13 protein-coding genes are annotated in these 13,142 nt (G+C 64.3%); 4 read left to right on the forward strand and 9 right to left on the reverse strand.

The genetic code is table 11. The annotated features are described in order from the left end of the window. The first annotated feature begins 89 nt into the window (after window positions 1-89). From SH584_RS01470 to SH584_RS01485, 4 genes are read left to right on the forward strand one after another with little or no spacing between them, the layout of a single operon-like run. The gene (locus tag SH584_RS01470; protein ID WP_324807994.1) at window positions 90-1,931 is read left to right on the forward strand and encodes a TonB-dependent receptor plug domain-containing protein; all 1,842 of its coding nucleotides are present in this window, start codon (window positions 90-92) and stop codon (window positions 1,929-1,931) included. Beyond that, complete coding sequence (locus SH584_RS01475; protein WP_324807996.1) at window positions 1,900-2,655, forward strand: ABC transporter substrate-binding protein; 756 nt, start codon at window positions 1,900-1,902, stop codon at window positions 2,653-2,655. The genes SH584_RS01470 and SH584_RS01475 overlap by 32 nt, the downstream gene beginning before the upstream one ends. Next, a complete protein-coding gene (locus tag SH584_RS01480) occupies window positions 2,652-3,608 on the forward strand; it encodes a FecCD family ABC transporter permease (RefSeq protein WP_324807998.1) in 957 nt (318 codons plus the stop codon). Before SH584_RS01475 ends, SH584_RS01480 begins: the two co-directional genes overlap by 4 nt. Continuing rightward, window positions 3,605-4,327, forward strand: a complete 723-nt coding sequence (locus SH584_RS01485; RefSeq protein ID WP_324808000.1) for an ABC transporter ATP-binding protein — start codon at window positions 3,605-3,607, stop codon at window positions 4,325-4,327. Before SH584_RS01480 ends, SH584_RS01485 begins: the two co-directional genes overlap by 4 nt. Here the strand turns inward: SH584_RS01485 and fabZ are convergent. The 9 genes from fabZ to pyrH form a co-directional block, all read right to left on the reverse strand. Next, window positions 4,296-4,772, reverse strand: coding sequence for a 3-hydroxyacyl-ACP dehydratase FabZ (gene fabZ, locus SH584_RS01490; protein WP_324808002.1), 477 nt, complete (start codon window positions 4,770-4,772; stop codon window positions 4,296-4,298). The genes SH584_RS01485 and fabZ overlap by 32 nt on opposite strands. Further along, window positions 4,769-5,350, reverse strand: coding sequence for an OmpH/Skp family outer membrane protein (locus SH584_RS01495; protein WP_322840520.1), 582 nt, complete (start codon window positions 5,348-5,350; stop codon window positions 4,769-4,771). Before SH584_RS01495 ends, fabZ begins: the two co-directional genes overlap by 4 nt. Further along, window positions 5,350-8,076 carry an outer membrane protein assembly factor BamA gene (gene bamA / locus SH584_RS01500; protein ID WP_324808005.1) on the reverse strand — a complete coding sequence of 909 codons (2,727 nt, stop codon included), beginning with the start codon at window positions 8,074-8,076 and terminating at the stop codon, window positions 5,350-5,352. The genes SH584_RS01495 and bamA overlap by 1 nt, the downstream gene beginning before the upstream one ends. An 82-nt stretch (window positions 8,077-8,158) precedes the next feature. After that, window positions 8,159-9,289 carry an RIP metalloprotease RseP gene (gene rseP, locus SH584_RS01505; protein ID WP_324808006.1) on the reverse strand — a complete coding sequence of 377 codons (1,131 nt, stop codon included), beginning with the start codon at window positions 9,287-9,289 and terminating at the stop codon, window positions 8,159-8,161. Next, window positions 9,289-10,452, reverse strand: a complete 1,164-nt coding sequence (locus tag SH584_RS01510; protein WP_324808007.1) for a 1-deoxy-D-xylulose-5-phosphate reductoisomerase — start codon at window positions 10,450-10,452, stop codon at window positions 9,289-9,291. Before SH584_RS01510 ends, rseP begins: the two co-directional genes overlap by 1 nt. Beyond that, on the reverse strand, window positions 10,449-11,099 hold the full coding sequence (locus SH584_RS01515) for a phosphatidate cytidylyltransferase (protein WP_324808009.1): 651 nt from the start codon (window positions 11,097-11,099) through the stop codon (window positions 10,449-10,451). The genes SH584_RS01510 and SH584_RS01515 overlap by 4 nt, the downstream gene beginning before the upstream one ends. Further along, complete coding sequence (gene uppS, locus SH584_RS01520) at window positions 11,096-11,842, reverse strand: polyprenyl diphosphate synthase (protein ID WP_416385158.1); 747 nt, start codon at window positions 11,840-11,842, stop codon at window positions 11,096-11,098. Before uppS ends, SH584_RS01515 begins: the two co-directional genes overlap by 4 nt. A gap of 2 nt (window positions 11,843-11,844) precedes the next feature. Then, window positions 11,845-12,402: a ribosome recycling factor gene (gene frr / locus SH584_RS01525; RefSeq protein WP_322840515.1), complete on the reverse strand. Its 558-nt coding sequence runs from the start codon at window positions 12,400-12,402 to the stop codon at window positions 11,845-11,847. 3 nt (window positions 12,403-12,405) lie between these two features. Beyond that, window positions 12,406-13,128: a UMP kinase gene (gene pyrH / locus SH584_RS01530; RefSeq protein ID WP_322840514.1), complete on the reverse strand. Its 723-nt coding sequence runs from the start codon at window positions 13,126-13,128 to the stop codon at window positions 12,406-12,408. Window positions 13,129-13,142 lie beyond the last annotated feature (14 nt).

Consider the following 13,142-nt stretch of genomic DNA (forward strand, 5'->3'; position numbering starts at 1 on the left):
CCAGCCGTGGAGCGTGGGCGGTCGCGCGTGCCGACGGCATGCGCCCTTCCCTCCGTGACGACATCGTCATGGAAGAAGGAAGACCAAGCATGCCCGATTACCCCGCCATTGAACCGCCCGCCATCGTCGTCACGGCTTCGCGCAGCGATGAGCGCATCGACCAAAGCCCCGCCAGCGTGACGCTGATCGAAGCTGCGAAAATCGAACGCCTCGGTTCCCCACAAGTGACCGATTTCCTCCGCCTCGTCCCATCGGCGGCGGTGTCGGTCAGCGGCCCGACGGGTTCGCTCAGCCAGGTTCGCATCCGCGGCGCCGAGGCCAACCATACCTTGCTCTTCGTCGAAGGCATCCGTGCCAATGACCCGGCCGCGGGCAACGAGCCGCGGTTCGAACTGCTCAACGCCGATATTGCCAGCCGGATCGAGGTCGTGCGCGGACCGCAGTCGGCCCTGTGGGGATCGGAAGCGATCGGCGGCGTGATCGCGGTGGATGGATCCGCCCCCGGCGACGCCCGAACCCGCGCGTCGATCGAGGCCGGCAGCTTCGACACTCGTCGAGGCGCCGTGCGGACCAGTTTCGGCAACGCCGACAGCGGGGCTTCGATCGGGATCGCGGGCCAACGCAGCGACGGCATCGACAGCTTCGGTGACGGCCGGGGCGAGCGCGATGGCTACCATGATGTTGCGCTCCGCGGTGCGGCGACGCATCACCTGTCGCCCGTCGTCAGCGTCGGCCTCTCCGGCTTCGCCACTTGGGGACGAAGCGAATTCGATGGCTACGACCCAATCACCTTCGCTCGCGCCGACACGCTCGACGAAAGCCGCAATCGGCTGGCCGCCGCTCGAGTGTTCGCCGACCTAGGCGATCGCCGGGATGCTTACCTGCGCGTCTCAGCCAGCGCCCTCGCTTCCTCCAATCGCAATCTCGTTGACGACTCCGCGGTCAATCGCACCAGCGCAACGCGCAAGGTCGCCACACTGGAAGCAGGCAAGACAGTCGGCAAACACTCGTTTGTCGCCGCGCTTGAAGCGGAAGGCGAACGCTTCCGCTCCCGCGATCAGGTCTATGGCGGCGCCACCGACCAAGACCGTTCGCGGCACCATAACTCGCTGACGATCGAATGGCGGGGTCGCGATCTTGGCCCGCTTTCGGCAGGTGTGGCGGTTCGCCATGACATCTTTTCCCGCTTCAAGGATGCGACCAGCGTTCGCGGGTCGGTCCTGGCCCAACTCGGCTCGGGATTTGCGCTTTCAGCAAGCTATGGAGAAGGCATTGCGCAGCCGACCTTCTTCGACCTTTACGGATTTTTCCCCGGTAGCTTCGTCGGCAACGATGCAATCAAGCCCGAACAGAGCCGTGGTGGCGAAATTGCCCTTCGCTACGCCAATGGCCCCCTCTCCGCCTCCGCCACTTACTATCGCCAGCGCCTGAGCGACGAGATCGTCGACGTGTTCGATCCGGCCACCTTCCTGTCGAGCGTCGCCAACGCGGACGGCAAGAGCAAGCGGCAAGGCGTCGAACTCCAGGCGGATTATCGCCCTGCCACTTCGTTCGGACTATTAGCCACCTACGCGTGGCTCGACGCCAGCGAGCCTACAGGTCCTGCCGGCGTCCAAGTGAAGGAACAGCGTCGCGCCAAGCACAGCGGAAGCGTGTCCGCCGACGGTGAGGTCGGTCGTCTTCGATATGGAGCGGCGGTCGCCTATACCGGATCGCGCCGGGATACCGATTTCGACCTGTTCCCGGCGCAACGCGTGCGGCTCGGCTCCTACTGGCTCGCCAACGCCCGCATCGGATATCGGGTAACACCAAGCTTCGAAGCGCATGTTCGCATCGCCAACGCGTTCGACTCCAAATATCGCGATGTCGTTGGTTACCGAGTCGAGGGAAGAAGCATTCATGCCGGTCTCAGCGTCGCTCTCGATCGCTAGCGCTGCGGTTCGGGCGGCGTCGCTCGACCTGTGCAGCGACGAGTATCTGCTGCTGCTAGCGCGGCCGGGTGAGATCGCGAGTGTAAGCCGCCTCTCGCACGACCGCGCGGACTCGCCTCTCTGGCGCCGTGCGCAATCGGTACTAGCAAACCGTGGCCGCGTGGAAGACCTGATTTCGCGCCGCCCCTCGCTCGTCATCACGATGGGCGGGGGCGCGGGGCGGTCGAGCTTGGCAATCGCCTCGCGGATGGGGTGGCGAACGCTTGCGTTGCCCTACCCCGCCACCATCGCTGACGTCGAACGGAACATGGTCCGGGTTGCGACGGCCTTGGGCGAACCGATCCGTGCGGATGCTTGGCGACGAAAACTGAATGCTCTCCGCCGGGCGCAGCGCCCGGAGACCCGAGATGCCATTTATCTCGGTGGCGGAGGGACCAGCCAGGGTGCAGCTTCGATCGGCGGGCAGTGGATGCTGCTTGCGGGCCTCAAGCAACGCGACCTCCCCGGGGGCCGCGCCACGCTGGAGTTTCTCGCCACCCGCCCGCCGGAGGTCATTCTTCGATCAACCTACCGCCATGCGCAACCATCGCTCGGCCAGCGCTGGCTCGATCATCCGCTCGCTCAACGCCCGAATGCGACCGTGATTAAGACCGACGGTCGCCCTTGGACGTGCGCCGGACCGCTGATGCTGCCCGAGATCGAGCGACTGCGAGGCGCAAGATGAAGGTGGTCATTGCCGTCGTGCTGATCGCCCTTGGTCTGGCGCACTTGCTCCTCCCCTTTTCCATCATTGAGGAAGCGGCGAGCGTCGACGCCGGCTTGGCAAAGCTGGTCCTCCTCGAGCTCCGCCTCCCGCGCACCTTGCTAGTCCTTGGATATGGCGCAGTCCTTGGGATCGCGGGCGCGGCGCTGCAGGCGGTGTTCGCCAATCCGCTTGCTTCACCGGATATCAGCGGGGCATCGAGCGGTGCCGCACTCGGAGCGGTGCTCGGAGGATATTGGATCGGCGTTTCGCAACCCCTGATACTGGCGGCTTGCGGCGCCGCTGGGGCGATGGTGGCGCTGGGCATGTTGATTGCACTTACCGGCCGCCGCGCCGATAGCGCGACGTTGCTGCTGGCCGGCCTTGCCATGTCCCTCGCCGCCGGCGCCGCAACGAGCCTTGCGCTTGCGCTCGCGCCATCGCCGTTTGCTTTCTATGATGCGTTCGACTGGCTCATGGGCAACTTCGCGGATCGAAGTCTCGCGCAGGCGGCCGCCGCCCTCATTCCTGCGACCATCGCCTCCATTCTACTCGTTCGCCGCTCAGGAGCGCTCGACCGGCTGGCGTTAGGGGAAGATGTGGCCGCATCGCTTGGGGTTCGGCCTCGCGCCCTGACGGGGGAAATTATCGCGCTGAGCTCGATTGCGGTCGGCGCCTGCGTGTCGGTCGCGGGCGCGATCGGGTTCGTTGGTCTTGTCGCTCCAATCCTCGCTCGCCGACTGTCCAAGGGCCATCCCGGGCGAGCCCTCATCCCCGCCGCGCTGATTGGCGCGATCCTCCTCGCGCTCTCTGACCTGCTCGTCCGTTCCATCCCGCTCGACCGACCCATTCCGATCGGAGTTGTCACGGCGCTGTTCGGAACGCCGATCTTCCTCTGGCTTGTCGTCCACATGCGCCGCCGGGTGACGGCATGACGTCATTGATCGCATCACAAGTGGGGATTGAAGGCCGACTGTCCGCGACAGACCTGCTCGCTCAGTCGGGCGAAATGATTGCGCTGGTCGGTCCTAATGGTGGTGGGAAGACCAGCCTCCTGCGCGGGCTCGCCAGGGTCGAGGATGCCGTCGGAACGGTCGAGATCGATGGCGAAGATGTCGATCAGACGAGCGTTCGACGACGTCAGCAGCTGCTGTCCTACCTCTCCGCGTCGCGCGACCTGACGTGGCCAATCTCGACGCGCGACGTGATCGCGCTTGGCCAGCCAACCCCCGACCCGGGGCGGGTGGACGTCATGCTCGAGCAGTTCGAGCTTCTGCCGATGGCAAAGCGCGGTGCCGACACCCTCTCCACGGGTGAGCGCGCGCGCGTTTTATTGGCTAGGGCGCTCGCCGCGCAATCCTCGGTTCTGCTGCTCGACGAGCCGCTTTCCAATCTGGATCCCTATTGGGTTTTGCGGACGCTAGAGATCATCGCCGACGCGGCCGCGAACAAACAGACCCTGCTCGTCGCAATCCACGATCTGTCCCATCTCGATCGTTTCGACCGCGCCCTTCTCGTTGCAGATGGCAAGGTCCAGATGGACGAAACGCCCGCCGACCTGTTGGCCAGCGAGCGTTTCGAAGAAGCCTTCCGAGTCCAGCAGACGGGCGGACGCTTTGGGATCAGGCCGGAGGATCAGCGATCATTGCGGTGAAATTGGCTTCGGCGGCCAACTTGCCGTCGACCGATGCCCTGCCGGAAAATTTGCAGACGCTTGCACGCTTCTGCACGAATTCGACCTCGAGCGTGAGCAGGCAGCCTGGCTCCACCGGGGTGCGGAACTTCGCCCCTTCGATCGCCATGAAGTAGACAAGCTTTCCGCTGTTCGCGAGGCCGAGGCTTTCCACCGCGAGAACCCCAGCAGCCTGTGCCAGCGCCTCGACGATCAGGACGCCCGGCATGATCGGGCGACCCGGGAAATGTCCCTGGAAGAAGCCCTCGTTCATGCTGACGGCCTTGATGGCGCGGATGGACCGGTCGGGGATGATCTCCTCGACCCGGTCGACCAGCAACATCGGGTAACGATGCGGCAGCGCCGCCATCACCTGCCTGATATCAAGCGGGCCGATCGCGGCGGCGGCCGTCACCTCTTCGCTCATCGGCCCTGCGGGGCTTGCTGCTGCTGCGGGAGCGGCGTGACGCTGACCGAAGGGAGCTGCTGATTGAGCGCGGCGAGAACGCCATCGGTGATGTCGATTGCCGCGGCACTGTAAAGCGCACTGCCCTTATCGATTGCGATATTCGCGCCACGCTGGGCCGCAACGGTGTTGACGATCGCAACCAGACGCGTGCCGATCTGCGAGTTCACGTTCGCCTGGATCGACTGCAGGTTGCGCTGACCGTTGGTCAGTTCGGTCTGCGCCGCACGCTGCTTAGTTTCGAACGCGGTGATGCGCGCCTGAAGGGCTGCGTCCGGCTGACGACCGTTGAGCGCGTTCACCGCGGTCTGGATCGGGGCGCCTTCGGTCTGCAACTGCGTCTGCAGCGCCTGCGCACGGGTGCGAAGCGTGTTTTCCTGGGTGGTCAGCTGCGCGCCGGCTGCGCGGCACGCGGTGCAGTCGCGCGCAATGCGGGTGGTGTCGACGACGGCAACACGCGCTGCAGGAACAGTCTGCGCCAGTACCGGGGTCGCGATCACGGATGCCACGACCAGCGCGGCGGAAAGTCGAATGCTCATCAGAATTGAGTCCCTACGTTGAATGAAAAGAGCTTGGTGTCGTCGCCTTCCTGCTTCAGCAGCGCCTTGGCGATGTCGATCCGCAGCGGACCGAACGGCGACGTCCAGTTGACGCCAATGCCGACCGAAAGGCGAGGCTTGGCGGAATTGCCGACGAACTGCTCGGCAAAGCCCGGGGTGCGGATGTATCCGTTTGCGCCTTCGGTCGGACCGCACGAGGTCTGTGCACCGCCCGGCGTAAGCTGGAACGGCGTTCCCGTCGTATTCGCGGTCACTGGGGTGCAGGTCGCGATCACGTTGGTCAGGACGGGCGGCGTCAGCTTCCAGAGCGAGCCGACGTCGACAAATGCCGACGGACGGATACCAAGGTTGCGAAGACCAGCACTCGTCGGGAACTCGAGCTCAAGGCGACCCATGTAATAGGCGCGGCCCCCAAGCGAATCGCTCACGACATCGTCGCTCGCCTCGGTCAGATTGCCAACTTCGTCGTACGGGATGCGCTGGATGCGCGGACCGATGCCGCGGATGTCGAAGCCACGAAGCTGGGCACCGTAGAAACGGTCATTCAAGCGGATCGCATCGCGTCCCTCGCCGGGCGATTTCTGCAGCGGGTGGATGTAACCGGCCTCGGCATGCGCCGAGAGGATGAAGCCGGCCGGGAGACCGAAATACTTCGTGCCGTCGATGCGGCTGCGCAGATATTTCACGTCGCCGCCAAGCCCGGCGAAATCCTGACTGAGGATCACGCGCTGGCCGCGGGTCGCGCGGATGCTGTTCGTGTTGTCGTATGCGACCGTGTAGCCGATCGACGACGTCATCCGCTTTCCGATTTCGTCGCAAAGATAACGGCCCGCGAGCAGCGGATTACACTCCAGCCCGAGCGGACCGGCCCCGTCGGGGTCGGTGTAGAAGGTATTCTTGTCGAGCGTGATGTTGTCCTGCTGCAGCGAGTAGCGCGTGCCGAACGTCACATATTCGGTCACCGGGAAGCCAAGCCGAAGCGCGCCACCGGTCTGCTTCTGGCCATAGGTGCGGTTGCGTTCCTCACCGATGAAGTTGAAGCTGTTGTAATCGCGACGGAAGACTTCGCCACCCAGCAGGATGTTGCGGTCGAAAAGGTAAGGCTCGGTGAAGCCGAGCGTCACCGATTTCGAATAGCGTGAGAAGTTCACACCGGCCTGGAGCTGCTGCCCCTTGCCCATGAAGTTGCTCTGCGCGATCGAGGCCGCAATGACGAACCGCTCGAGGCTGGAGTAGCCGGCCGACAATTGCAGCTGGCCGGTCGACTTTTCCTCGACGTCCAGGTTCAGGACGACGCGGTCAGGTGAAGACCCTTCCGCCTGCTTGATTTCGAGATTCTCCTGGAAGAAACCGAGGTTCTGAATGCGATCCTGGCTGCGCTTCAGCTTGAACGCGTTGAAGGCGTCGCCCTCGTTCAGGCGGAACTCGCGGCGAATGACCTTGTCGCGAGTGACCGTGTTGCCCTGGATGTTGATGCGCTCGATGTAGGTGCGCTGGGCTTCCCCGACTTCGAAGGTCACGTTCATCACGCGATTCTCGGCGTCGCGCTGGAAGTTCGGAGAAATGTCGGCGAACGCATAACCCTGCGCCCCGGCAAATTCGTTGAGCGCGGTGACGGTGTCTTCCACGGCCTTGGCATTGAACCAGGCCCCAGTCTTCATCGGCAGCAACGCTTTGATCTGCTCGGCGGTGAAGTCGCGGATCTGGCTTTCGGCCTCGACCGTGCCGAACTTGTAGCGCGGTCCTTCCTCGACGACGTAGGTGATGATGAAGTCGCGGCGGTCGGGCGTCAGCTCCGCCAGGGCCGAGACGACGCGGAAATCGGCGTAGCCCTGCGTCAGGTAAAAGGCGCGAAGCTTCTGCTGGTCGGCCGCGAGGCGGTCGGGATCGTAGCTGTCGTTCGACTTGATGAAGCCGAGCAGGCCACCAGCTTCACGCGTGAACATCTCCTTGCGGAGGCGTCCGTCGTCATATTGCTCGTTGCCGATGATGTTGATCGCGCGGACCTTGGACTTGTCACCCTCGGTGATCTCGAACACGAGATCGACGCGGTTCTGGTCGAGCTGGACGATCTTCGGTTCAACCGAGGCGGCGAAGCGGCCCTGCCGGCGATAGAGTTCAATGATCCGTTCGACGTCCGCACGGACCTTCGACCGGGTGAAAATCTGGCGCGGGGCAAGCTTGATTTCGGGCGTGATCTTGTCCGCCTTGATGCGCTTGTTGCCCTCGAGCACGATGCGGTTGATGACCGGGTTCTCGCGCACCGTGATGACGAGGTTGCCGGTCTCGCCGCCGGCGATGACGACGTCGGCGAACAACTCGGTCGCGTAGAGGTCCTTCAGCGCCTGGTCGAGCGACTCCGCGCTATATTCGAGGCCCGGTGACAGGTTGGCGTAGGCACGGATCGTCTCGGGCTCGAGGCGCTCGGCCCCGCGCACCTGGATCGACCGGATCGTGCCCGCCTGCGCGCCTTGCGTGACCGCTACGGTCGCAGGCGGCGTTGGCGCAGCGGCCGGAGCCGTCTGCGTTGCCACCGGAGCGGGCGCGGGTGCCAGCGTGTCGGCAGGCGCAGGCTGCTCGGTCGCCTCGGGGGGCGGCGGGACGGCATCTTGCGCAAGGCTGGGAGCGGACCAGCCGCCCAGAACGGTTCCGGCGAGCAGGAGCCCACCAAAGCGCTTGGAGAAGTTATTGCTGCTGGAAATCACGCGTCCCCGCCCTAAGTTGCTGGATGACGAACGGAAATTTTTCCGCTGCCCCCAAGATGAAATAGCCCCTGCCCCAACCGACTTAACCAATCAAGCGCCCAAGCCCTTCGAACAGCCCGAACGAAGCCAGGTCGTTGGCGGTGGTGAACACGATTAGCGCCAACAAAAATGCCAACCCACCACGAAATGCCCAATCCTGCGCCCTCGCGCTCAACGGTCGCCGGCGAACCGCCTCCGCCGCATAGAAGACGAGGTGACCGCCATCCAGCATCGGAACTGGCAACAGGTTGATGAATCCCAGATTAATTGAGAACAGTGCGACCAGCTGAATGAACTCGAACGCGCCGAGCGACAGCTGCTGTCCGGCGATCTGAGCCATTTTCAGCGGACCGCCGAGATCCTTGGTCGACCGCCGACCGGTAATGATCTGTGCCAAGCCATCGACCATCGATCGGGTGAGCGCTACCGTATAGCCAGCAGCGGCGGGGATCGCGGCCACGGGAGAAACCCGCTCGAACTCGCGTTTCGGACGCGCCACCCCCAGCTGGCCGAGCCGGAATTTCTGTCCGAATTCGTCGGTCATTTCGAACGCGCCGATCGTCGCCGGGATCTCACGCACCGACCCCTGACGTTCGACCGCGATGACAACGCGCTCGTCCGGGCGGATCGACACGATCCGCTGGATATCCTCGAAGCGGTCAGTCGACTGGCCCGCAATGCTCATCAGTCGGTCACCGACCTGCAGCCCTGCGGAAACGGCCGCGCTCCCCGGCTGGAGGGCGGCGACCACCGGCGGCGTGCTCGGGCGTCCAAGGACCGCAAAAAAGGCTGCGAAGATCGCGATCGCCAGCAGGAAATTGGCGACGGGTCCGGCCAGCACGACGAGAAACCGCTGCCACCATGGCTTGTTGTGAAAAGCCTTGGCGCGCTGCTCGGGTGCAAGATCGGCATCGGCGCCTGCCTGGCTCGCCGCATTCATGTCGCCCACGAATTTGACGTATCCACCAAGCGGCAGCCAGCCAATCTTCCAACGGGTGCCGCGCTTGTCGGTCCAGCCGGCGACCTCGCGCCCGAAGCCGATCGAAAATGTGTCGGCACCGATCCCGAACCATCGGGCGACAAGATAATGGCCCATCTCGTGAATGAAGACGAGCGGTCCGATCGCGCACAGGAAAGCGATGGCGATGAACCATAGCGGCGGCTGGGCAAACATCAGGCGGCTAGCTCACGCATCATTCCGGCGCACTGGTCGCGAGTCCGGCGATCGATGTCGATGACATCAGCGATGGAGCGAGGCGCGGTGGCGCTGGTTCGCTCCAAAGCCTGCTCGACCAACTTCGCAATATCGAGGAATCCCAGTCGCCTGTCGAGGAAAGCGGCGACCGCTTCCTCGTTGGCGGCGTTCAGGACGATCGGCGCCGCACCGCCCTGTTCGAGCGCATGACGCGCCAGCCTCAACGCCGGAAAACGCTCCGGATCGGGCGTTTCGAAGCTCAACGACCCGATCGTCGGCAGGTCGAGCCTGTCCACCGGCGTGTGCATGCGATCAGGATAAGCCAGCGTGTGCGCGATGGGAATGCGCATGTCGGGGCTGCCCATCTGCGCCAGCACGGTTCCGTCGACATATTCGACCATCGAATGGATCACCGACTGCGGATGAACCAAGATGTCGATGCGCTCGGACGGCAGGTCGAATAGGTGGGATGCCTCGATCAGCTCGAGGCCCTTGTTCATCATCGTTGCCGAATCGACGCTGATCTTGGCGCCCATCGACCAGTTAGGATGCGCGACGGCCTGCTCGGGCGTCACCGTTTCCATTGCAGCACGCTCGCGTTCGCGGAACGGGCCGCCGCTCGCGGTCAGGATAATCTTTGCAACATCTTGCGAACGGCTGCCGACAAGGCATTGAAAGATTGCATTATGTTCGCTGTCGACCGGAAGAATGACGGCGCCGCTCGCGGTCGCCGCTTCGGTCATTAGCGCCCCTGCGGTGACCAAGGCTTCCTTATTGGCCAAGGCCACGGTCCGCCCCCGTTCGACGGCAGCCATGACGGGTTCGAGGCCGGCACATCCCACGATTGCTGCCATGACCCAGTCGGCGGTCTCCGCCGCCGCCTCGATCAGCGCATCCCGGCCCGAAGCGGCGCGACATCCGCTGCCGGCCAGGCGCTCGCTCAATTCCGCTTCAAGCGCCGCATCATCGATGACCGCCAGCTTCGCATTGGTCCGTCGCGCCGCGTTGGCAAGCGCCTCGACGTTCTTGGCCGCGGTCAGCGCAACGACTTCGAAACGATCGGGTTCACGCTCGACAAGATCCAGGGTCGATGTTCCCACCGACCCGGTCGCACCGAGAACGGTGACGGTCTTGCGGGTCACAGCACGCCTGCCAGCATCAGGCCAGCCGTCAGCGCTGCCACCGGGACGAGCCCATCGATGCGGTCGAGGAGGCCGCCATGCCCCGGCAGCCAGCGTCCACTGTCCTTAACCCCTGCTCTGCGCTTAAGACCGCTTTCGAAAAGGTCTCCGACCTGTGCGATCACCGCGAAAGGTGCCGCCAGCCAGAGCAGGAGGCTCGGCAGGTTCGCGGCAGTGACCCAGGCCCAGCTCAGTAAGGCTGCGCTGATGACCCCTCCGACTAGTCCGGCAATGGTCTTGTTGGGACTGATTGCGGGCGCAAGCTTCGGACCGCCGATCGCGCGGCCGGCGAAAAAGGCCCCGATGTCGGTCGACCAGACCACGATGAACACCCAGATCAGAAGGTCCGGCCCCAGTCCGATGCCCTCGAATTCGGCTCGCTCGCGAATCCATAACACCGATACGGCCGGGATCAGGCAATAGAAGAAGCCCGCGAGCTTCCACCCGAAGCCCCACTGCCGAACAATGCGCGTCCATTCGACGTACATCACCGTCGCGGCCAGCGCGATCATCAGCGCAAAACCGGTCCCCCCGATCGCCGAGAGCGCGAGTGCCACCACGATCAGGATCGCCCCGACGATCGAGCGCTTGGCTAGCTCGGTGATCATCGCCCGCCGAACCGCCGCTGCCGCGCAGCGAAATCGCTGAGCGCGCCGAGGAAGCAAGCCTTGTCGAAGTCGGGCCACAGCGTGTCGACGAAGAGCAATTCGGCGTAAGCCGCCTGCCATAGAAGGAAATTCGACAGCCGCTTTTCACCCGACGTCCGGATCAAAAGGTCGAGCGGAGGCCATTCGCTGGTCATCAACTCGGCATCCATCGCCGCTTCGTCGATTGCGTCGGCCGCAAGCTCGCCTTTGGAAACGCGGTCCGCGAGCCGACGCGCCGCGCCGACGATTTCCGATCGCGATCCGTAATTAAGCGCGATCACCAACGTCAGCCGGCAATTGTTCGCGGTTTGCTCGACGGCTCGCTCGAGCCGATCGACGAGATCGTTGCCGAACGGACGATGGTCGCCGATCAGGCACAGGCGCACGCCTTCACGATCGAGCTCGGCCAATTCGCGGTCGAGATAAAAGCGCAACAAGCCCTTGAGGTCGCTGACTTCTTCTTCAGATCGACGCCAGTTCTCGGAGGAGAACGCGTACAGCGTCAGCACCTCCACCCCGGCTTCCACCGCCGCCCGAAGCGTCTTTCGAACGGCTTCGGCGCCGGCGCGGTGGCCGGCGACACGCGGCAAGCCCTTGCGAGCCGCCCATCGACCGTTGCCGTCCATGATTATCGCGACGTGCCGGGGAACGGCGGGCGCCCCGCCGCCCAAGGCTTCAGGCCCCGAGGTTACGGCGGGAGTCACGCTCACTTGCCGAGGATTTCCTGTTCCTTGGCGTGCGCGGCGGCATCGATGTCCTTGATCGTGTCGTCGGTCATCTTCTGGACTTCGGTCTCCAGGCGCTTGCGCTCATCCTCGCTGATTTCGCCTTTCTTTTCATCGACTTTCAGGGCGTCATTGCCATCGCGACGAACGTTGCGAACTGCGATGCGCGCCTTTTCCGCATATTGACCCGACAGCTTCGCAAGCTCCTTGCGGCGCTCCTCGGTCAGATCGGGGATGGGCAGGCGAATCACTTGGCCGTCGACGATCGGGTTGATGCCAAGGCCGGCATTGCGGATCGCCTTTTCGACGGGCGTCACATTCGAGCGGTCCCACACCTGCACCGAAAGCATGCGCGGCTCGGGCACCGACACTGTCGCGACCTGATTGAGCGGCATGTTCGCGCCGTAAACCTCGACCTGGATTGGATCGAGCAATGCGGTCGACGCGCGACCGGTGCGAAGACCGACCAGGTCGCTCTTGAGGCTTTCGGTCGCGCCGGCCATGCGGCGCTGGATGTCGGTCTTGTCGTAGGCGGGCATCTCTTACTCCTCGTTTTGCACGATCGTCGCGGTTCCGCGTCCGGCCAGCACCTCGGCAAGGTTGCCGGGCTGGCGCAGGTTGAACACGACGATGGGGATATTATTGTCTCGGCACAGCGCCACCGCGGAGGCGTCCATCACCTTCAAATCATCGGCCAGCACCCGGTCGAAGCCGATGCGGTCGTAACGCTTGGCGGTGCTGACCTTCTTCGGATCGGCGTCGTAGATGCCGTCGACGCTCGTGCCCTTGAACAGTGCGCCGCACTTCATCTCGGCGGCGCGAAGCGCGGCACCGGTGTCGGTCGTGAAATAGGGGCTGCCGACGCCTGCCGCGAAAATCACGACGCGGCCTTTTGCGAGGTGACGCTCGGCGCGGCGACGGATCACCGGCTCGCACACCTGGTCCATCTTGATCGCCGACTGGACGCGGGTCTCGACGCCCATCTGCTCCAGCGCGTTCTGGACGGCGAGCGCATTCATGACGGTCGCCAGCATGCCCATGTAATCGGCCTGGGCGCGGTCCATGCCCTTGGCGGCGCCGGCCATGCCGCGGAAGATGTTGCCGCCGCCGATGACCAGGCAGATCTCGAAGCCCTGCTCCTTGGCGCCTTTGATTTCGGCGGCCATGCCCGCGACGGTGTCGGTGTCGATCCCGAACTGGCCGGGACCCATCAAGGCCTCGCCCGACAGCTTCAGCAGGATACGGTTGAAGCGGGGGCGGGTCATGAAGGCTCCTGGCT

Source organism: Sphingomonas sp. LY29 (assembly GCF_035593985.1).
Taxonomy (GTDB): domain Bacteria; phylum Pseudomonadota; class Alphaproteobacteria; order Sphingomonadales; family Sphingomonadaceae; genus Sphingomicrobium.

Excerpts from the sequence above, each read along its gene's own strand:
- SH584_RS01470 (WP_324807994.1), top strand. The coding sequence starts at position 90 with ATGCCCGATTACCCCGCCATTGAACCGCCCGCCATCGTCGTCACGGCT.
- SH584_RS01475 (WP_324807996.1), top strand. The coding sequence starts at position 1,900 with ATGCCGGTCTCAGCGTCGCTCTCGATCGCTAGCGCTGCGGTTCGGGCG.
- SH584_RS01480 (WP_324807998.1), top strand. The coding sequence starts at position 2,652 with ATGAAGGTGGTCATTGCCGTCGTGCTGATCGCCCTTGGTCTGGCGCAC.
- SH584_RS01485 (WP_324808000.1), top strand. The coding sequence starts at position 3,605 with ATGACGTCATTGATCGCATCACAAGTGGGGATTGAAGGCCGACTGTCC.
- fabZ (WP_324808002.1), bottom strand. The coding sequence starts at position 4,772 with ATGAGCGAAGAGGTGACGGCCGCCGCCGCGATCGGCCCGCTTGATATC.
- SH584_RS01495 (WP_322840520.1), bottom strand. The coding sequence starts at position 5,350 with ATGAGCATTCGACTTTCCGCCGCGCTGGTCGTGGCATCCGTGATCGCG.
- rseP (WP_324808006.1), bottom strand. The coding sequence starts at position 9,289 with ATGTTTGCCCAGCCGCCGCTATGGTTCATCGCCATCGCTTTCCTGTGC.
- SH584_RS01515 (WP_324808009.1), bottom strand. The coding sequence starts at position 11,099 with ATGATCACCGAGCTAGCCAAGCGCTCGATCGTCGGGGCGATCCTGATC.
- frr (WP_322840515.1), bottom strand. The coding sequence starts at position 12,402 with ATGCCCGCCTACGACAAGACCGACATCCAGCGCCGCATGGCCGGCGCG.
- pyrH (WP_322840514.1), bottom strand. The coding sequence starts at position 13,128 with ATGACCCGCCCCCGCTTCAACCGTATCCTGCTGAAGCTGTCGGGCGAG.